The sequence below is a fragment of the Cupriavidus sp. DF5525 genome (assembly GCF_040149425.2).
In the GTDB taxonomy this organism is placed as follows: domain Bacteria; phylum Pseudomonadota; class Gammaproteobacteria; order Burkholderiales; family Burkholderiaceae; genus Cupriavidus; species Cupriavidus pickettii_A.
In genome coordinates this window covers 1,778,646-1,798,033 of record NZ_CP168266.1, presented here as the reverse complement: position 1 = coordinate 1,798,033, position 19,388 = coordinate 1,778,646, and the positions used below count along the sequence as shown (strand labels likewise).

Below are 19,388 nucleotides of genomic sequence, written 5' to 3'. Positions count from 1 at the left end.
CGACATGGACAAACTGCCCCCACTGAACGCCTTGCGCGCCTTCGAGGCCGCCGCCCGGCATCTCAGCATCACCACGGCTGCCGAGGAGTTGCACGTCACGCCTGGCGCCGTCAGCCGCCAGATCCGCGCGCTGGAAGACGGCCTGGGCGTGCAATTGCTGCACCGTGGCCACCGCCAGATCTCGCTGACCCGCACCGGCGAGGACTACTACCGCGCCGTGACCAAGGCGATGGACGACCTGCGCGAGGCCACGCGGCGGCTGAGCAAGCGCGCGAAGCGCAAGCAGCTCAAGGTGCGCGCCTACACCACCTTTGCCATGCGCTGGCTGATCCCGCGGCTGTCGAGCTTCCATGCCGCCAATCCCGGCATCGAGGTGCTGCTCACCGCCTCGCTCGACCCGGTCGACTTCCGCAAGGAAGACATCGACGGCGCGATCCGGCTGGGCGACGGCAAGTGGAGCGGTGTCAATACCTACCGGCTGGTCTCCAACATCCTGGTGCCGGTATGCAGCCCCGGCCTGCTGACAGCCGGAAACAAGGTGAAGAAGCCCGCCGATTTGCAGCACCAGACGCTGCTGCACTCGATTGCGCGCCCCGACGACTGGGCGCACTGGCTCAAGGCGGCCCGCGCCGACGGACAGGTCGATGCGCGCAGCGGCATGACCTACCAGAGTTCCGCCATGGCGTATGCGGCGGCGGTCGAAGGGCAGGGCTTTGCCATCGCGCAGCGCTTCCTGGTGGCGGCCGACCTGGACGCCGGCCGACTGGTGGCGCCGTTCCGCCAGACCGTCGACATGGGCGATTTCACCTACTACCTGCTGACGCCGGCGGAGCGCAAGGAAGGTCCGAGCATGGCCGTGTTCCGCCAGTGGCTGCTGGCGCAGTTCGGCACGCAGGGCTGATACGATTCGCGCCGCTCACCAGCCGGTGAACTGCGCAAACGCCTCCACCGGTTCGCGCGCGGTGCGCAGGCGGTTGGCCGGCTCGCGCGGATCGGGATGGCCGAGCGACATGCCGCACACCAGGATCTCGCTGTCCGGAATCTCCAGCTGCGCGCGAATGACCTGGTGGTAGCGCGCGAACGCCTGCTGCGCGCAGGTCGCCAATCCATGCCCGAGCGCCGCCATCATTACCGCGTGCAGGAACATGCCGAGGTCCAGCCAGGCCGCCTGTCCCTGCCCGCGCTCGATGGTAAAGAACAGCCCCACCGGCGCGCCGAAGAATGCATAGTTGCGCGCGTACTGGCGCGCCATGCCGGCGCTGTCGCCGCGCGGGATGCCAAGCAGGCCATACAGCGCCTTGCCCAGCGTGCGGCGCCGTGCCAGGTAGGGTTCGCGCCACGCGGGCGGGTAGTAGACATACTCTTCGCGATGCTCACCGCCGCCGCTGTCATGCAGCGCCAGCAACGCGTCAGTGAGCCGCTTGCGCACCTCGCCTGCGCAGGCGTAGACGCGCCACGGCTGCGTGTTCGACGCGCTCGGGCTGCGCGCCGCATCGTCCAGGATCGCGGCAACGGTCTCCCGCGGCACCGGCGTATCGAGAAAGCCGCGCACGCTGCGCCGCGCGTAGAGTGCGGCGATGATGTCGGCGCGGTTCATGATGCCGCCGCGGCAAGCTGCGGCGCCCCGGCATCGGTACAGTGGATCGCGCCACGCGCCTGCAAGCTGGCGATCTGCGCCGCGCTGAAGCCAAGCTCGCCCAGCACCGCCTGCGTATGCTGCCCGCAAGCCGGCGCCGGCCGCGCCGGCAGCGCGTTTTCCTGCGCGCTGTTGATCGGGAAGCCGGGCACGCTGATCTCGCCCAGCGTGTCGTGCGGGATGCGCTGCACCATGCGGTTGGCCGCCACCTGCGGATGCGCCATCAGGTCTTCATAGGTGGCCACGCGCGCGCACAGGATGTCGGCGTCCTGCAGCAGGGCCAGCCAGGCGTCGGTGGACCGGGTCACGAACACGCCGGTCAGCGCTTCTACCATCGCCGCCCGGTTGGCCACGCGCAGCGGCGAGGTGGCGAAGCGCGGGTCGTCGGCAAGCGCCGGCAGGCCCAGCACGCTGCACAGCCGGCGCCAGCGCTCGGGCATGTAGGCGGCGACCATGATCCAGCCGTCGGCGGTGCGGAAGGCCTGGTTGGGCGCGGAGTAGGGCGCGGCGCTGCCCGCGCGCTCCGGCAGTTGCCCGTCCGCGCAATAGCTGGTGATTGACGACTGCTGCAGCGCCAGCGCCGCATTGAGCAGGTTGACGTCGAGATGCCCGCCCTGCCCGTCGCGCGCCCGTTGCGCCAGCTTGCCGAGGATGCCCACGCAGGCCACGTAGCCGGTCATCACGTCGACCACCGGCGCCTGCACCTTGCACGGTTCGCCGTCGGGCAGGCCGATCAGGCTCATCAGCCCGGAATCGGCCTGGATAATGCCGTCGACGCCAGCGCGGCCGGCATAGGGGCCGTCCTGGCCATACGCGGAGATCGAGCAATAGACCAGCGACGGATGCCCCTGCGACAGCTCGGCGTAGCCCAGGCCCAGGCGCTCCATCACGCCCGGGCGCATGCTTTCCACCACGATGTCGGCTTCGGCAACCAGCCGGCGCGCCACGGCCAACCCGTCGGGGGATTTCAGGTCGAGCGCCACGCCCAGCTTGTTGCGATTGAAGCCGTGGAACAGCGCGCTGTCGTCGCCGAGCCAGCCGGGACCCAGTCCGCGGCCGAGTTCGCCGCCGGGCGGCTCTATCTTGATGACCCTGGCGCCCATGTCGGCGAGCAGCATGGTGCAGGTTGGCCCGGCGCCGATCTGGGTGAAGTCGATGACGGTCAGGCCGTCCAGTGCGTCGCGCAGCATGTCAGGTCTCCGGAAGGGTGCGGGATCGTTTGAACGTGCCTTGCGCGGTGGCCACCAGCACGCCGGCATCGGTGGCCAGTTCGGCCGAGGCAAAGTACAGGCTCTTGCCGGCGCGGGTCACCGTCGCCGTGGCGCGCAGCCGGCCGGCGCTGGCCTTGCTGAGGTAGCTGATGTTCAGCATCACCGTCACCGCGTGGCCCAGCGCGCCGTCGGGGCCTGTGGGCAGGCCGGCGTAGCCGCAGGCGGCGTCGAGCAGGGTGGCGGTCACGCCGCCCTGGACGCTGCCCTGCCGGTTCAGGTGGCGCGGCTCGATATCGAGCTCGAAGGTACAGCGGCCATCGCCGACGCTGGCCAGGCGGATGCCCAGGTAGTCCAGCAGCGGGTTGTCGGTGGGCGGCAGGACATGGCGTTCATTAGGGGCGTTCATAGGGACACCTTGATGTTGTTGTCCTGGATCACGCGCTGCCAGCGCGACATTTCCTTGCTGATATAGGCCTTGAGTTCGGCCGGCGTGGAGGCCTGCGCCTCGAAGCCCTGCCGGGTCAGCTGCTCGGCGACGTCGGGCGACTTTAGCGCGGCCACCAGCGCGGCGTTGACCTTGTCGACCACGGCTTTCGGCGTGTGGGCCGGTGCCAGCATGCTGTACCAGAGTTCCGCGTCATAACCGGTGATGCCGGCTTCGGCGAAGGTGGGCAGGTCCGGCATCAGCTTGCTGCGCTTCTTGCCGGCAATGCCCAGCGCGCGCAGCTTGCCGGCGCGCACGTACTGGATCGACGAGGCAAAGGTGGCGAACGAGATCTGAACCTGGCCCCCCATCAGGTCGGTGATCGACGGGCCGGTGCCGCGGTAGGGCACGTGCAGCAGTTCGGTCTTGTTCAGCTTGGCGAACACCTCGCCGGCCAGGTGCTGCGGGGTGCCGGGGCCGGGGCTGCTGTAGCTGAGCTTGCCCGGATTGGCGCGGGTGAACTGGATGAACTCCTGCAGCGTGCGGAACGGCTGGTCGGGATTGGCGACCAGCATGATCGGCACCGACGCGATCAGCCCGACCGGCTCGAAATCGCGCTCGATCCGAAACGGCACCTTCATGCCGAGGAACGGGTTCATGGTGACCTGGCCGGATGCGATCACCAGCGTGTAGCCATCCGGGGCCGCATGGGCGACGTAATCGGTACCGAGGTTGCCGCCCGCGCCCGGCTTGTTCTCGATCACGATGGTCTGGCCGAGCAGTTGGCCCATCTTGGGCGCGATCACCCGCGCCAGGATGTCGTTGCCGCCGCCGGGGGCGAACGGCACCACCAGGGTGATCGGCTTCTGCGTGGGGAAGGGGGCCTGCGCCCCCGCACCCAGCGCCGTGGCTGCGAGCACGCCGGCCAGCGCCGCGCGCATGAATCGGGAAATTCCTGCCATGGTTGTCTCCTGTCTAGCTATGGTGGGGCCGCTCAGCGGCCCGTGTAGCGAGGCTGCCGCTTTTCGGCGAATGCCTGGCGGCCTTCGGTGCGGTCGGCGGTATCGCGCAGCACGCCCCAGTAGAGTTCGGTCAGCTGCTGCGCATCGGCTTCGCTGAGGTGGCTGGTCTGGCGCGACAGCTTCTTGACCGCCTGGACGGCCAGCGGTGCATTGGCGGCGATGCGTGCGGCCAGAACGAGGGCACGGTCGAGCAAGGCATCGGGCGCCACCGTCTCGCTGACCAGGCCGATGCGCGCGGCATGCGCGGCGTCAATGCGTTCGCCGGTCAGCACCATCTGCATCGCGTGGGCCGCCGGCACGGCCTTGAGCAGCCGATGCAGGCCGGAGACCGCCGGGATCGAGCCGACCGCGGCTTCGGGCAGGCCGAAGCTGGCCTGCGCCGACGCAATCCGCAAGTCGCACTGCAAGGCGATCTCCAGCCCCGCGCCCAGGCAGTGCCCGTTGACCGCCGCGATCAGCGGCTTGTTCAGGCCGAGGTCGGTCAGGTCCATCAGCCGGATATAGAGGCCCAGGTCCACCGCCTGCTCCGGCGCGCGGAACAGCGCTTCGGGGTAGGTGGCGGGTGAAGTGCGCGTGCCTTTCAGGTCCGCCCCGGCGCAGAAGGCGCGCGTGCCGGCGCCGGTCAGCACCGCGACGCGCAGGTCGACGCGGTCGCGCACTTCGGCCAGTTGCGCGCGCAGTTCGCGCAGCGTGTTCACGTCCAGCGCATTGAGCGCCTCGGGCCGGTCGATGGTCAGCACGGCGACCGCCCCTTCGATATGGCGTTGGATGGTCATGGCGTCCTCCTTACACGCTCGGCGACGACAGGCTGCGCCCGCCGCACACGTAGAGCGTCTGCCCGGTTACGTAGGACGATTGCGGGTCAAGGAAGAAGCTGACTGCGTTGGCGATATCGTCGGCCGTGCCGATGCGCTGCACCGGCACCGATTTCTGCAGCCGGGCCTGTACCTCGGGCGCAAAGGCCTGAAACAGCGGTGTATCGACGATGCCGGGCGCGACCGCGTTGACGGTGATGCCCTTGGCCGCGAACTCGATCGCCAGCGAGCGCGTCAGGCTGACCACGCCGCCCTTGGCGGCAGAATAGTTGGCCTGCCCGAAGCCGCCCAGCCAGGCCCGCGACGAGATATTGACCACGCGCCCGTAGCCGCGCTCGACCATGCCGGGCAGCGCCGCGCGGCAGCACAGGAACTGCGAGCGCAGGTTGGTATCGATGACCAGGTCCCAGTCCTCGTCGGTCATCTTCAGGAAGCGCATGTCGCGCACGGCGCCGGCGTTGTTGACCAGGTAGTCGATCCGGCCGGCGCGTGCCGATACCTGCGCAAACGCGTCGTTGACGGCGGCGGAATCGGTCAGGTCGACGGTGGCGCCGAAGGCGTTAAGCCCTGCGGCGGCCAGTCCGCCGACCGCCTCGTCAAGCGCGCCGCCATCGCGGTCCAGCAGCGCCACCGTCAGGCCCTGCCGCGCCAGTTGCGTGGCAATGCCCAGGCCGATGCCGCGCGCGGCGCCCGTGACCACGGCCACATGCGTGGGATCGAATCGTTGTGTACCCATCTCAGACTCCCAGCAGGTGGACGGAAGAGGCGGCGTGGTCCACGCCCGCGATGCCACCGCCGGTGCACTGGGTCAGGCCGATGCGGGCATCGTCAACCTGGCGCTCGCCGGCGCGCCCTTGCAAGTGCCACAGGATCTCCACCATCTGCGCCACGCCGGTGGCGCCGAGCGGATGGCCCTTGGCCAGCAGGCCGCCGCTGGGGTTGACCGGCACGCGGCCGCCCAGGCGCGTCGCGCCGGACTTCAGCAGCGACACCGCCTCGCCTTGCGGTGCCAGCCCCAGCGCTTCGTAGTAGAGCAGTTCGGCGATGGTGAAGGCGTCGTGCAGCTCCACCACGTCGACATCCTGCGGGCCCAGTCCGGCCTGTTCATAGGCCTGTCGCGCGGCGCGCGCGGTGATCTCGGCGTCGAGGATGTCGTCGTCGGCTTCCTCGCGCAGGCCCGACACCACCACCGAAGACAGCACCTTGACCGGGCGCGCCTGCGCCGGGCGGCGCGTGCTCAGCACCAGCGCGGCCGCGCCATCGACCTGCGACGGGCAGCACTGCAGCAGCGTCAGCGGGTCGGCGATCATGCGCGAGGCCAGCACTTCTTCGACCGTGGTGGCCTTGCGCTGCTGGGCGTAAGGATTGAGCGAGCCGTTGTAGCGGTTCTTGACCGCCACTTCGGCCAGGTCAGCGGGTGACGCGTCGCGCTCGTGCAGGAAGCGCGTGCCGCGCATCGCATACACCGCGGGCAATACCATGCCGGCCTTGGCATAGAGCTCGGTCTTGTGGTCGTTGCGCTGCAGCGGGATGGTGCCGCCGCCCAGCGCGGTGAGCTGCTCGATGCCGAACACCAGAACCGTGTCATATTGCCCGGCCAGCAGCGCATGCCGCGCCAGGTGCACACCGGTGGCGCCGCTGGCGCAGGCGTTCTCGATGTTGTAGACGGGGATGCCCTTCAGGCCCAGGTCGCGCACGATCAGCTGGCCCAGGATCATGCCGCCGAGCACGTTGGCGCAATACACCGCCTGGATGCGGCTGGCCGGCACGTCGGCATCGGCCAGCGCCTTGAGGATGGCCTGTTGCGCCAGTTCCGGCGCCAGCACGCCGGGGTGGCGGCCGAACGGCGTCATTGCGCCGCCGTGGATGTAGATGTCCTGCATGTTGCTTACCTTTCCTTTTCTCGATCGGTCAGGCCGTGACGGCCTCGAAGACATAGCCGAATTCGGCGTCGGGGCGCACCTCGTAGCGGTCGCCGATGACCGGGCGCGCCTTGCCTTGGAGGCGCCCGAAGATGCGCACCGGGCCGACGAAGTCGACATAGCCCAGCGCATAGGGCGGCTGGCCGGTCTTGGGCGCGGGATGGATCACGGTGAAGCTGTAGACCACGCCGGAGCCGCGGATGGTGACGTTGTCGTGGCTGGCGGCGAGCGGTGAATCGGCCGGCAGCGCCGGGAAGATCCATTCGCCACTGGCGCGGTCGCGCGAGGCAATCAGGTGGGGGACGGGTTCCGCGCTCCAGAGCGGATAGGGCTGGTCTGACATGGCTGTCTCCTGTTGGTTGGCCTTGGCGTAATAGTTGTCGTCGGCGGGCTGCGCGACAAACGATATTTCCGGCCTTTTCGGTTGAGAAAAAGTCAATTGAAAGGGCGAGGCAGGGCGTCTGGACAGGCGTTTTGTCCGGAGATCGGAGTCAGCCGTTCAGGGCTTGCCCTGACGCATTGCGTCGACTTCGGATCGGGGGATCACACCCACGCCGGCACGCTATTCAACGCGGGGCCGCGCAGGCGCGGATCGCCTTCGACCGCGCGGGCACCATCGGTGTAAGGATCGAACTTCCGCGCCGGCGTGGCCGAGGCCCCGCTGCGGTCCAGGCCGGCGACGAGCGCTGCGGCAGCACTGCCATGCGCGCCTTCGGAGAAGGTGTCGAAGCGGCCCTGCCGCTGGCCGTCGGTGAAGACGTCATGCGTGCGCGCTGCCACGGCGGCCGGCACGTCAGCGGCCTGAGCCGCGTTCGCGTTCTGCAGGGAGACGCCGACCACCAGCGAGACGGCGGCGGGAACAAGGGTGCGTGCGAGTTGGGCAATCATGATGTCGCTCCTGAAGACTGGTCATCGAATGAAGAGAGGGACGGTGGCTGCTGCGTGCGTCCCGGTGAGTTCCGGGATGGCGCTGTGCAGCCGCCGTTGAGACCAATCTATGCGTGGAGCGACCGTAGCACTAGGGAGAGGAATGGCGTTTCAATGACAACTCATGGTTGCCGATGGTCGAAGGGCGACGGTTCACGGCAAAAGTCCCACCAGCCGTGACAGCGCCTGCTCCGCGCCCCGGCTCGCCTCAACCACAAAGTCGATAAACCGCCGGACCCGCACCGGCATCTGGCTGCGATGCGGGTAGTACATATACATACCGACATTGCTGCTGCTGTACCCCGGCAGGATCGGCTTCAGCCGTCCGCTGACCAGGTCGGCGTGGATCATGTAGGCAGGCAACTGGCCGATGCCCATGCCGGACCGCACCGCCTCGACCTCGGTTTCGACGTCATTGAAGCTCGCCACCGCAGGGACCTCCTGGTAGACCAGGTCGCCGCCCACCTGCAGCTCCCAAGGCACCATGCGCCCGGTCGAGGGACGCCGGAAGCCGGTGCACTGGTGCCGCAGCAACTCGTCGAGGGAGGCCGGCTCGCCGTGCCGCGCCAGGTAGTCCGGTGACGCGCAGATGACCAGCGGCAGGTCGCACAGCCGCCGCGCCACCAGGTTCTGGCCGGGGCTGGTGCCGACGCGGAAGCCAACATCGATCTTGGCTTCGACCAGGTCGGTGAAGAGGTCGCTCAGCACCACGTCGAAGGTAATGCCGGGGTACTGCTGGCGAAAGCCTCGCACCAGCGGCACCAGCACGCGGCTGCCGATCGACGGTGGCGCGGTCAGGCGGATCAGGCCGTCGTCGTCGCTCCTGCTGCTGCGGACCAGTTCGAGCGCCTCGTCGAGCTGGCGCATGCCGGGAGCGGCCAGTTCGAACAGGCGGGCACCTTCGGTGGTCAGGCTGAGCTTGCGGGTGGTGCGGTGGAGCAGGCGTACGCCGAGGTGGTCTTCCAGCGTGCGCACGGCCTTGCTGGCGGCCTGGGGCGTTACGCCGGCCTCGACCGCCGCGCGATGGAAGCTATTGGCACGGACGACGCCGAGGAAGAGGGTGAGGACGCGGGCCTTGTCCATGATTGGCAACCGGGGGTTGGGGATGTGGGCATCATAGTGCGAATCACGGCAGGATTCGACGGCCGTTGCCCGCCCCGCCCAGGCCTAGGAAACCGCGCGCTTCAACGACTCGCACTACGCCGCGCCACGGAGATTGGTGAGCGCGCCGAACCCAAGATGTGCAGTTTCAGCGTCGGGGGCAGCGTAAAGCAGTCAATGCAAGACGCCAATACCACGGCTTTGTAATTAAAACCCGTCTTCTTTGTAATAAGAGGATTCCTGACCGGCTTAATTGCTGGTGCTAGCGAAGAATTGCACTGCGAGCTAAGGCAGATGCAGCAGTTCCGCTTCGGCACGAATGTTGCGGGGCTTCTGATAGCGATGGGCATATCGCCGGCGCGAGGTTGGACGAGTCCCCCAATACGACCTTCCACGTGCAAAAGGGCGTCAGTCGGTTTTCGACCTCACTAGCGCCGATACATTTGGAACAAGGAGAGCTGTCATGAATATAGTCTGGCTTGTTGGAGCTGTTGTAATCATCCTCGCCGTACTCAGTTTCTTCGGATTGCGATAGCCCCCAGCGTGATGGGCGCTTGAGTGCCTCGCGCCCCACGCGGTACACGCAATGAAAAATAGCCCAGCCGGTTCAGGCTGGGCATATCCCCATTGCAGCGTGGCTACAGCCACGCTTGTCCTCTCTCCCCCGTCCGAAGCGACGGCGGCCCGCTCCACCGCACACCCAAATTTCATCCATTCCGACGACGAGCTTTGCCGCCCGCCATGTCAACAATGTCCGACCAAGGCAGCAACAGACCACCCCGAGGAGACAGAGAGACATGAGCAAGCACCCGTTTGACCTGACAGGCAAAGTGGCGCTGGTGACCGGCGGCAACGGCGGCATCGGCCTGGGCATTGCCGAAGGGCTGGCTGCGGCCGGTGCCGATATTGCAATCTGGGGCACCAACGCGGACAAGAATGCTGCGGCGGCCGACCGGCTGCAGCAGCACGGCCGCAAGGTGCATACCGAGGTCTGCGACGTGGGCGACGAACAGGCGGTCGATGGCGCCATGCAGCGGACCATCGCCGCGCTGGGCCGCATCGACGGCTGCTTTGCCAATGCTGGCGTCGGCGGCAACAAGAGCCCGTTCGACGCCATGACGGCGGAGGTCTGGCGCAAGACCATGCGCGTCAACCTGGACGGCGCCTTCTTCACGCTGCGAGCCGCGGTGCGGCAGATGCTGGCGCAGGGCGAGGGCGGCTTGCTTTGCACCACGGCGTCGGTGGCGGCGATCGAGGGCGCGCCGCGCTCGGAACACTATGCCGCGACCAAGGGCGGCGTGATCTCCATGATGCGCGGGCTGGCCGTCGAGTACGCGCGCAAGGGCATTCGCGCCCATTCGATCCTGCCGGGCTGGATCACGACCGAGATGACCGGCGCGGCGCAGGCCAACGACGCGTTCCAGGAGATGGTCCACAAGCGCGTGCCGATGCGCCGCTGGGGCGAGGGCAGCGACTTCGCCGGCATCGCGGTCTACCTGATGAGTCCGGCGTCGGCCTATCACACGGGCGACACCTTCGTCATCGACGGCGGCTATACCCTGTTCTGAGCGGAAAGCCCCACCGGCCAGACCCGGCCGCCGCCGACCACATAGGCGCGCTCATCCGGCAGCGGCCGCACCGTGGCGTGGCCGGTGAAGGCGCCGAAGGCGGGCAGGATGGCGCCGCGCGGGCCGAACAGGAAGCAGGGCAGGCGCAGGCTGTCCGCGCCCGCACCGCGCAGGCGGCAAGCCGGGTGGAGGTGGCCGGCCAGCACGTAGCCATGCGGCGAAACGCCGGGCATATGGCATAGCGCGAACGCCTCAGCGCCGACAGGCGCTCCAGGGTATCGGCCAGCCGGTGCGTATCCAGCTCCTGCATCAGTACCTCGCACTCGGCCTGGCCGAGCAGCAGGTTGCCGGGATCGTGCTTGCGGAAGACCTCCTAGAACAGGAGGCCCACGTTCGGCACGCGCCGGACGCCTTCCGCGTCCGGCACCGCGCGGCGGGCTCATGCCGCATCCTCCCGCGGCGCAGCGGTACCGGGCAGCATTGCTTCCAGCGTGGCCAGCGTGTCGGCTTCTTCGATGGGCTTGTCGGTGCGCCAGCGCAGCATGCGCGGAAAGCGCACCGCGATGCCGCTCTTGTGGCGACCGCTGCGGGCGATGCCCTCGAAGCCGAGCTCGAATACCTGCGTGGGCTCCACGCTGCGCACCGGGCCGAATTTCTCTACCGTAGTCCGGCGCACGATCGCGTCGACCGCGCGCATCTCTTCATCGGTCAGGCCGGAATATGCCTTGGCGAACGGCACCAGCGCGCGGTCGGGCGTGCCGGCTGGGGCATTCCAGACCGCGAAGGTAAAGTCGGTGTAGAGGCTGGCGCGGCGGCCATGTCCGCGCTGCGCGTAGACCAGCACCGCATCGACAGAATACGGGTCGATCTTCCACTTCCACCAGACGCCTGCGTCCTTGGTGCGCCCGGCGCCGTAGGCGGCACTGGCGGCCTTCAGCATGAAGCCTTCGACGCCAAGTTCGCGCGAGGCATCGCGCAGTCGCGCGAAGTGTTCCCAACTTTCGGCCTCGACCAGCGGGCTGAGCTCCAGCGAGGGATGGACGTAGTCCGACACCACCTGTTTCAGGCGCGTGCGCCGTTCGGCCTGCGGGCGGGTGCGCCAGTCCTCGCCCTCCCATTCGAGCAGGTCATAGGCCATCAGGATGGCGGGCGCCTCGCGCAGCAGCCTGGCGCTCAGCGTCTTGCGGCCGATGCGCTGCTGCAGCAAGGCGAACGGCTGCACGCGGCCCTGTTGCCAGACGACGATCTCGCCGTCGAGCACGGTGCCGTCAGGCAGGTGTTCGGCCGCTTGCAGGATTTCCGGAAAGCGTTCGGTGATCAGTTCCTCGCCGCGCGACCACAGCCAGGTCTGGCCGCCGCGGCGCACCAGTTGCGCGCGGATGCCGTCCCATTTCCATTCGACCAGCCAGTTTGCCGGCTCGCCGAGCACGATATCGAACTGCTCGACCGGTGCTTGCAGTGGATGCGCCAGGAAGAACGGGTAAGGTTGCCCGCTGGCGCGCAATTCGCGGTTGTCGTCGCTCTCTGGCGCGAGCAGCGCGAGGAATCGTGCCGCATCGGGCCGGGCCGACAGGTCGGTGTAGCCGACCATGCGCTCGGCCACGCGCTTGGGATCGATACTCGCCACTTCACCCAGCGCACGCGTCACCAGCAGCCGCGACACGCCGACGCGGAAGGCGCCGGTGATCAGCTTGAACAGCACCAGCCGGCCGTGCGCGTCGAGCGGCCGCCACAGGGTGTCGAGGCGCGGCATCAGTTCCTCCGGCGGCAGTCCGCGCAGCGGCAGCAGCCGTTGCTCGACCCATTCCGCCAGGCCGGCGTGGTCGGCATCCATCGGGTCGGGCAGCAGCAGGGCGATGGTTTCGGCGAGGTCGCCGACGGCCTGGTAGCTCTCCTCGAACAGCCAGTCGGGTAGGTCCGCGGCCTGGCGCGCCAGTTCGTGCAGCAGCGACACCGGCACGATCTGGCGCGGCTTGCCGCCTGCCAGGAAGTACACGGCCCAGGCGGCGTCTTCCGGCGGTGCGACGCGCAGGTAGCCGACCAGTGCGGCCAGCCGGGCCTTGGTGGATGTGGTGCCGTCTAGCGCGGCGTAAAGGTCGGCGAACGCCTTCATGGCGCCGCCTCTTCGTTGCTGGTGTCAGGGGTCTCCGCAGCCTGCGTTTCACTGCGCGCCGATTCGTCGTCGTCGCCGTATTCGGTGTCGAAGGCCTGCGCCTGCCAGCCGCGTTCGTTCAGGTACCGCACCATCACCGGCACGTTGCCGTGGGTCACGATGATTCGGCCGGCGCCGGTGGCGTCGATGGCAGTCAGCAGCCCGGGCCAGTCCGCATGGTCGGACAGCGCAAAGCCGCGATCCACGCCACGGCGCCGGCGTGTGCCGCGCAGCTGCATCCAGCCACTGGCGAAGGCGTCGGACGCGTCGCCGAAGCGGCGCAGCCACGTCGAGCGTTGCGCCGATGGCGGCGCCACCACCAGTGTCTGCCGCAGCAGCGGGCTGCGCGGCGGCAGCTCCGTGGCCAGCGCCATCGGCGGCAGCGCCACGCCGGCTTCGGCATAGGCGGCGTTGAGCATGGTCAGCGCGCCATGCACGACTACCGGGCCGGGCATGCCGTCGGCGCCGGCATGGCGCAGCAGGCCATGAAGGATGCGCTGCGCCTTGCCGAAGGTGTAGGCGTAGACGATGCTGGCGCGGCTGGCCTGCGCGTTGGTTTGCCACCAGTGGAAGATTTCAGCCATCAGCGCGGCCTGTGGCGGCCAGCGGTAGATCGGCAGGCCGAAGGTGCTTTCGGTAATGAAGGTGTCGCAGGGCACCGGCTCGAACGGGTCGCAGGTGCCGTCGGCTTCGAGCTTGTAGTCGCCGGAGGCCACCCAGACCTGGCCGCGGTATTCCAGGCGTACCTGGGCTGAACCCAGCACGTGGCCGGCGGGGTGGAGGCTCAGCGTGACGCCGTGGTGCGTGATGCGCTCGCCGTAGGGCAGGGTATTGAGGTGGATGCCGGGCAGGCGCGCCAGCAGCACGCCCCGGCCCGGTTCCGAGCACAGGTATTGCCCGTGGCCGAACCGCGCGTGATCGGAGTGGGCGTGGGTGATGACGGCGCGTTCGACCGGGCGCCAAGGGTCGATATAGAAGTCGCCGGGCCGGCAATAGAGGCCCTCCGGGCGGGCGACGATGAGGTCGCCGGCGGGGGCGGGTTCAGCCTGCAGGAGCCGGGCTGGGTCCAAGCGTGCCTCCTGATGCACTGCGGCCAGCGGGCGGCCGCGATGCTCCCGGGGCGGGAGACTTGGGAATCATACTGCGGCGCTGTGCGGGCTGTGGAGGCGGTGGGGTCCGGTTTGGGTGTCGGTGGAATCCGACAGGGTAGGATCGTACTGCGACTGCGGGCTTGCTCCCCTACCCCGCGAGCGGGAGAGGGGAACGTTCAAGACGGGCGTCGGCAAGTGCAGGCGCTTCCGGCAAGCAATGCCGCCACACACCGCTCACAACACGTCATCCTTCAAGTGATACCAGTGGTAAAGCACCCGCTGCCCCATCCTCCGGAACGGCGCGAACATCTGCGATTCCACCATCTCCCGCACATTCGGGAACGGCAGCGGCGAACGGAAGATCGGCAGTTCCGGCAGCGCGGAGGCCTTGCCGGCAATCAACGCCGCCAGCCGCTTGCCAGCCTGCGCGGAGTACATCACGCCATTGCCGCCATAGCCCATCGCGTAGTAGATCGACTGCGCCGGATCCGGCTGCGTGATGCGCGGCATCATGTCGTGGCTGACATCGACCCAGCCCCACCACGAGTAATCGACCTGGATACCCTGCAGCGCCGGGAATTTGCGATACATATCCCCGATCAGCTTCTGCTTGTACTGTTCCTGCGGCGCGTCATTGCCGGTGATGGCGCTGCGGCTGCCGATCTGCAGGCGGCCGTCGGGCATCAGCCGGTAGTAGTGGCGCAGGATGCGCGTATCGGTAATGACCTGCGTCGTGCGGAAGTTGCACGCTGCGCGTTCCTCGGCGGTGAGCGGGCGCGTGACGATCGAGTTCGACAGGATCGGGAACAGCCGGTTCTTGAGTTCGCGATGCAGCGTCTGCGAGGTATAGCCGCCGGTGGCAACGCCCACGGCGCGGGCGCGCACGATGCCGCCGGGCGTGCGCAGGTAATGCACGCCGTTGCGAGTTTCCCAGCTGGTCACCGGGCTGGACGGATGCACCTTCGCACCGAGCTCGCGCGCGCGCCGCAGGTAGCCGAAGGCGAGCTTGCCGGCGTGGATGCCGATGCCTTCAGGTTCGTGCATGGCGCCGGCGGCCTCCTTGTCGTCGACGTATTCGCGTCGCACGGTGTCGGCATCCAGGATCCGCGCGTCGTAGTTGAATACTTCGCGCAGGACCTTGGCTTCCTTCTCCAGCGTGGGCATCACCTTGTCGCGGTGCGCGATGTACAGGTGGCCGCCCGGCTGCGGATCGCACTCGATGTCCTTGATCAGGCCCTTGAAGGTCTCCATGCCGGCGCAGATCTCTTCATGCAGGCGCAGCGCGGTATCGAGCCCGTAGCGCTGGATCCATTGCGAACGCTTGAGCCGCCCCGACGCGCATTGCGCCTGGCCGCCGTTGCGCGTGCTGCAGCCCCAGCTGACGCGGTTCGCTTCCAGCACGGTGGCCTTGATGCCGTACTCCTGCGCCAGGAAGATGGCGCAGGTCAGGCCGGTGAAGCCCGAGCCGATGATCGCCACATCGACGTCGATGTCATGCGTGATCGGGCCGTCGTCGGCGGGCGGCTCGCCGGCGGTGCCGATCCAGTAGGTCGGCGCGTATTCGCGCCCGTGTCCGGGAGTGGGGGTGTGCAGCGGGTCGTAGGCGGGGTCGTACGGCCGGGCTGGCGCGGTCGAGTGCTCGCCGGCCAGGACACTGCGGGGGACTACGGCTTGCATGGCGCGTCTCCTGTTCTCAGGCTGCGGGAGCCACTACGGGCGGACGGTCCTTGCGGTACGCGTTCTTGACCGCGATCTTGCCGTCGCGGAAGGTAAAGACGTCCACCATGCGCGCCTCGATGCGCGCGCCGTCGGTACGGGTGCCGCGGAAGGTCGATTCGCTGACGCCGCGGGCGCCGGCGACGAAGTGCTCGCCATCGACCCATTGCGCGTCCGGGAAGGTCTGCCACGCGAGCTGAAAGCCTTCGCGCACCGCGTCGCGGCCGATAAAGCTGCGGCCCAGCAGCTCGCCCCCGGCCACGCCGTGGAAGGCGCAGTCATCGGCCATGAAGCCCATCAGCGCGTCGAGGTCGTGGCGGTTCCAGGCGTCGTTGAAGGCCTGCAGCAGTTCGATGCCGGCGGCGTTGTGGTTCTGGTCGGACATGGCTTGGTCTCCTGAGTGTAGTCTGCCGATCCGTCCAGGACCGGCCATGACTCGAGGATAGGGAAGCCGGGCGTCGCGCTGTAGCGCCAGTTCGGGACAATCGCTTGGGCCAGCGACGCCGCCAGCGATCAGGCGGCGGGGCGCGCCCGGGAAGTGACGGCAGGTGCGCTGCCGGCGGCAGCCTGCAGCTCACGCGCCACGCAGGCCAGCACGCGGATGCCGGGTTCGATGCGGTCCAGCGAGATCGACGAGTAGCCCAGCCGGAAGCAGTTGCGCGGCGCGGGCTCCGCCATGAAGAAGACGCTGCCCGGCTCGATCAGCACGCCCTGCAGCTCCGCCAGCCGCGCCAGCGCATCGGCATCGAGCCACGACGGGCCTTCGATCCAGCAAGAGGCGCCCCCGGCGATCGGCACGGGCCGGAAATCGGGCATATGCGTGGCCAGCGCCGCCAGCACCGCATCGGCGCGCTCGCGGTGCGCCGCCGACAGCCGGCGCAGGTGCGCGTCATAGTGTCCGAGCGACAGGAACAGCGAGAACGCGCGCTGGATATAGGCCGACGGGTGCCTCAGCATCAGCCGGCGCGCGCCGCGCAACTCGGCGATCAGCGCCGCTGGCCCGACGATATAGCCGATGCGCAGCCCCGGCGCCAGGCTCTTGGACAGGCTGCCGACGTAGATCACGCGGTTGCTGCGGTCCAGGCTCTTGAGCGTGGGGGTAGGGTCGCCCTCGAAGCGGCTCTCGCTTTCGTAGTCGTCCTCGATCAGCACGAAGTCCGCGTCCTCGGCCTGGCGCAGCAGCGCCTGGCGCCGCGCCAGCGGCATGGTGACCGTGGTGGGGCACTGGTGGCCGGGGGTCACGTAGACGTAGTCGCAAGCGCGCTGCGCGTCGGACAACACCAGGCCGTCGCCGTCGACCGGCAGCGGCACCAGCTGCGAGGTATGCGAGCCGAAGATATTGCGCGCATCCGGATAGCCGGGGTCTTCGATGCCGAGCGGCGTGTCGGGACTGACCAGCAGGTCGGCCAGCAGGTACAGCGCCTGCTGCGCACCCACCGTCACCACGATCTCGTCGGCGCCGGCCCACACGCCGCGGCGTGGCAGCACGCGCGTGCGGATCTGCTGCACCAGCGATTCGTCGTCGCGCAGGATCATGTCCTGCGCCCAGTCGTGGATGTCGAGCACGCTGAGCGCCTTCAGGCAGCATTCGCGCCAGTCGGCGGTGGGGAACAGCACGGGGTCGTACTGGCCGTAGAGGAAGGGGTAGGGATAGTCGCGCCAGTTGGCGCGCTTGACGATATTGCGCTGCTGCGTGGGGCGGAACACGAAGCGCCGCTCCCAGTCGGGTTCGCCCGCACGCGCGGGCACCGGCTCGCCGCGCAGCGAGGCGACGCCGCTTACGCGCGTGCCGAGGATCTCCGGGTTGACAAAGTAGCCGCTGCGCTCACGCGCCACCAGGTAGCCCTCATCGACCAGCTGCTGGTAGGCCAGCACCACCGTATTGCGCGCCACGCGCAGTTGCGCCGACAGCTCGCGGCTGCTGGGCAGCGGCTCGCCCTGCGGCAGTTGCTCGTCGAGGATGGCCGAGACCAGCATCTGGCGGATCTTGCCCTGCAGGCTCAGGCCCGACAGCGCGTGCTGCTGGAACAGCTGGAACCACATCGTGGTGGGGGACTTGAGGCTCATGGGGCGGCAGGCGACACGGCGAAGCGCGCCAGCATACTGCACCGGCGCGCCGCGTCAGACATCAATACTCGTGCAGGTCCGGTCGGGGCATCTCTGCCAGCGGCACTACCGGATCCACGCCACGACGAAACAGTTGCCGCGCCGCGTACGCCACCAGCAGGATCGCCAGGCTGACCACGCCCAGGGCTAGCGGCGTGCGCTGGTCGGGAATGAATGCCATCGCGATCACGATGCCAAGCATGCCCAGGATCGCCACATAGGTGAGATACGGATAGCACCACATCCGCACGCGCAGCCGCTCCGGGGCTTCGCGTTCCAGGCGGGCGCGCAGGCGCAGTTGGGAGATCGCGATCAGGATGTAGACGAAGATCGCGACGGTGCCGTACGAGTTGACCAGGAAGGCGAACACTGTATCGGGCGAGACATAGGACATCACCACCGCAACGTAGCCGAACAGCGTGGCCATCAGGATGGCGCGCGTCGGTACGCCGTTGCGGCTCACGCGGGCCAGCGACTTGGGCGCGTCACCGCGGCGTGTCAGCGCGAACAGCATGCGCGACGAGGCATACAGGCCAGAGTTGAGCGCCGACAGCACCGCGGTCAGCACGATCGCGTTCATGATCTGCGCGGCGGCCGGCACGCCCATCACGTTCAGCGCGCTGACATACGGCGTGGCGATGCCGGTGGAATTCCACGGTACCAGGCACACCACCAGCAGGATCGAGCCGACATAGAACACCAGCACGCGCGTGATCACCGAGTTGGTGGCCTTGGCCACGGCCTTCTGCGGCTCGGCGGTTTCGGCGGCGGCGATGGTGACGATCTCGGCGCCGAAGTAGAAACCCGTGGCCGCGACCGCACCGGTCAGCACCGGCACGATGCCGTGGGGCATGAAGCCGCCGTTGGCGGTCAGGTTGGCCACCTGCATGCCATGCGCGCCCGGGGCCAGGCCCAGTACATAGACGCCCGCGACGAACAGGAAGACCATGATCGCGGCCACCTTGATCGACGCGAACCAGAACTCGAACTCGCCGAAGGATTTGACCGAGACCAGGTTGGTCAGCGTCAGCATCACCAGCAAGACGAGACTGATGATCCAGTTGGGGACGTCGGGCAGCCAGTAGCGCACCAGGTCGGCACCGGCCACGGCTTCGAGCGCCACCACGATGACCCAGAAATACCAGTACATCCAGCCGGTCAGGAAGCCGGCGAGGTTGCCCACCGCCGGGCGGTCGCGCCAGGCTTCGCGCGCGTATTCGTAGAAGGAGCCGCCGCCGGGCATGGCGCAGGCCAGCTCGCCCAGCATGCGCATCACCAGCACCACGAGCAGGCCGGTGATCAGGAAGGAAAGGACCGCGGCCGGGCCGGCCGACTTGATGACGACGCCGCTGCCGACGAACAGGCCCGCGCCGATCACGCCGCCGAGGGCGATCATGGTCATGTGGCGTTGCTTGAGGCCGTGGGATAGCCCGTTGCCGGACTGGGGTTGTTGAATCATGTTGTGTCTCCTGTGCTGCGCTTGCTGCCGGTACTGCGTTGCAGCCAGTACAGCGTTTTGGGCAGGCGCCACGGCTTCTCTTCTGTATAGGTGGCGGGGCAGTAATTACCAGCCTGTGCCAGCCTGGGGCCGTGGTCGGTTCAGTGTTCGCAATCCCGGGAGGGATCGGCTATCCGTCCATGTCGACTCGTCTCCGGTGTTCGCTTAAAAATCGGAACCATAAGTTCCAAAAAATAGT

The 19,388-nt window shown here is 68.2% G+C and carries 19 protein-coding genes; 2 read left to right on the top strand and 17 right to left on the bottom strand.

Annotated features, from left to right (window positions below; genetic code table 11):
• The first annotated feature begins 4 nt into the window (after positions 1–4).
• Positions 5–901, top strand: coding sequence for a transcriptional regulator GcvA (gcvA, locus tag ABNX08_RS29420; RefSeq protein ID WP_022539242.1), 897 nt, complete (start codon positions 5–7; stop codon positions 899–901).
• A gap of 15 nt (positions 902–916) precedes the next feature.
• On the opposite strand, the gene ABNX08_RS29415 is transcribed toward gcvA, so the two are convergent.
• The 10 genes from ABNX08_RS29415 to ABNX08_RS29370 form a co-directional block, all read right to left on the bottom strand.
• Positions 917–1,597, bottom strand: coding sequence for a nitroreductase (locus tag ABNX08_RS29415; protein WP_022539241.1), 681 nt, complete (start codon positions 1,595–1,597; stop codon positions 917–919).
• Positions 1,594–2,826, bottom strand: a complete 1,233-nt coding sequence (locus ABNX08_RS29410; RefSeq protein ID WP_022539240.1) for a CaiB/BaiF CoA-transferase family protein — start codon at positions 2,824–2,826, stop codon at positions 1,594–1,596. Before ABNX08_RS29410 ends, ABNX08_RS29415 begins: the two co-directional genes overlap by 4 nt.
• A 1-nt stretch (position 2,827) precedes the next feature.
• Positions 2,828–3,253 carry a PaaI family thioesterase gene (locus ABNX08_RS29405; RefSeq protein ID WP_022539239.1) on the bottom strand — a complete coding sequence of 142 codons (426 nt, stop codon included), beginning with the start codon at positions 3,251–3,253 and terminating at the stop codon, positions 2,828–2,830.
• Positions 3,250–4,233, bottom strand: coding sequence for a tripartite tricarboxylate transporter substrate binding protein (locus ABNX08_RS29400; protein ID WP_022539238.1), 984 nt, complete (start codon positions 4,231–4,233; stop codon positions 3,250–3,252). The genes ABNX08_RS29405 and ABNX08_RS29400 overlap by 4 nt, the downstream gene beginning before the upstream one ends.
• Before the next feature lie 32 nt (positions 4,234–4,265).
• The gene (locus ABNX08_RS29395; RefSeq protein ID WP_022539237.1) at positions 4,266–5,069 is read right to left on the bottom strand and encodes an enoyl-CoA hydratase/isomerase family protein; all 804 of its coding nucleotides are present in this window, start codon (positions 5,067–5,069) and stop codon (positions 4,266–4,268) included.
• A 10-nt stretch (positions 5,070–5,079) separates the two neighbouring features.
• The gene (locus tag ABNX08_RS29390) at positions 5,080–5,844 is read right to left on the bottom strand and encodes an SDR family NAD(P)-dependent oxidoreductase (protein WP_022539236.1); all 765 of its coding nucleotides are present in this window, start codon (positions 5,842–5,844) and stop codon (positions 5,080–5,082) included.
• A gap of 1 nt (position 5,845) precedes the next feature.
• Complete coding sequence (locus ABNX08_RS29385) at positions 5,846–6,991, bottom strand: thiolase family protein (protein ID WP_022539235.1); 1,146 nt, start codon at positions 6,989–6,991, stop codon at positions 5,846–5,848.
• Between the two features lie 28 nt (positions 6,992–7,019).
• Positions 7,020–7,373 carry a Zn-ribbon domain-containing OB-fold protein gene (locus ABNX08_RS29380; RefSeq protein ID WP_022539234.1) on the bottom strand — a complete coding sequence of 118 codons (354 nt, stop codon included), beginning with the start codon at positions 7,371–7,373 and terminating at the stop codon, positions 7,020–7,022.
• A 200-nt stretch (positions 7,374–7,573) separates the two neighbouring features.
• Entirely contained in the window at positions 7,574–7,918 is a 345-nt protein-coding gene (locus ABNX08_RS29375) for a hypothetical protein (protein ID WP_022539233.1), read from the bottom strand.
• Positions 7,919–8,110: 192 nt separating this feature from the next.
• Entirely contained in the window at positions 8,111–9,040 is a 930-nt protein-coding gene (locus ABNX08_RS29370) for a LysR family transcriptional regulator (RefSeq protein WP_022539232.1), read from the bottom strand.
• 815 nt (positions 9,041–9,855) lie between these two features.
• Here ABNX08_RS29370 and ABNX08_RS29365 point away from each other — a divergent pair.
• Entirely contained in the window at positions 9,856–10,626 is a 771-nt protein-coding gene (locus tag ABNX08_RS29365; protein WP_022539231.1) for an SDR family NAD(P)-dependent oxidoreductase, read from the top strand.
• Here the strand turns inward: ABNX08_RS29365 and ABNX08_RS29360 are convergent.
• The 7 genes from ABNX08_RS29360 to ABNX08_RS29330 all read right to left on the bottom strand — a co-directional run bounded on the left by ABNX08_RS29360 (position 10,611) and on the right by ABNX08_RS29330 (position 19,150).
• Positions 10,611–10,859, bottom strand: coding sequence for a hypothetical protein (locus tag ABNX08_RS29360; protein WP_349608889.1), 249 nt, complete (start codon positions 10,857–10,859; stop codon positions 10,611–10,613). The two genes, ABNX08_RS29365 and ABNX08_RS29360, sit on opposite strands and share 16 nt — an antisense overlap.
• A 206-nt stretch (positions 10,860–11,065) precedes the next feature.
• Complete coding sequence (locus tag ABNX08_RS29355) at positions 11,066–12,739, bottom strand: ATP-dependent DNA ligase (protein ID WP_022539229.1); 1,674 nt, start codon at positions 12,737–12,739, stop codon at positions 11,066–11,068.
• Positions 12,736–13,866 (bottom strand): ligase-associated DNA damage response exonuclease, encoded by a 1,131-nt coding sequence (locus ABNX08_RS29350; protein ID WP_374063694.1) that lies wholly within the window; start codon positions 13,864–13,866, stop codon positions 12,736–12,738. Before ABNX08_RS29350 ends, ABNX08_RS29355 begins: the two co-directional genes overlap by 4 nt.
• A gap of 237 nt (positions 13,867–14,103) precedes the next feature.
• Positions 14,104–15,546: an FAD-binding oxidoreductase gene (locus ABNX08_RS29345; RefSeq protein WP_022539227.1), complete on the bottom strand. Its 1,443-nt coding sequence runs from the start codon at positions 15,544–15,546 to the stop codon at positions 14,104–14,106.
• A gap of 16 nt (positions 15,547–15,562) precedes the next feature.
• Entirely contained in the window at positions 15,563–15,970 is a 408-nt protein-coding gene (locus ABNX08_RS29340) for a nuclear transport factor 2 family protein (protein ID WP_022539226.1), read from the bottom strand.
• Between the two features lie 128 nt (positions 15,971–16,098).
• Entirely contained in the window at positions 16,099–17,652 is a 1,554-nt protein-coding gene (locus ABNX08_RS29335) for a PLP-dependent aminotransferase family protein (RefSeq protein ID WP_041681829.1), read from the bottom strand.
• 61 nt (positions 17,653–17,713) lie between these two features.
• The gene (locus tag ABNX08_RS29330) at positions 17,714–19,150 is read right to left on the bottom strand and encodes an amino acid permease (RefSeq protein WP_022539224.1); all 1,437 of its coding nucleotides are present in this window, start codon (positions 19,148–19,150) and stop codon (positions 17,714–17,716) included.
• Positions 19,151–19,388: the final 238 nt, after the last annotated feature.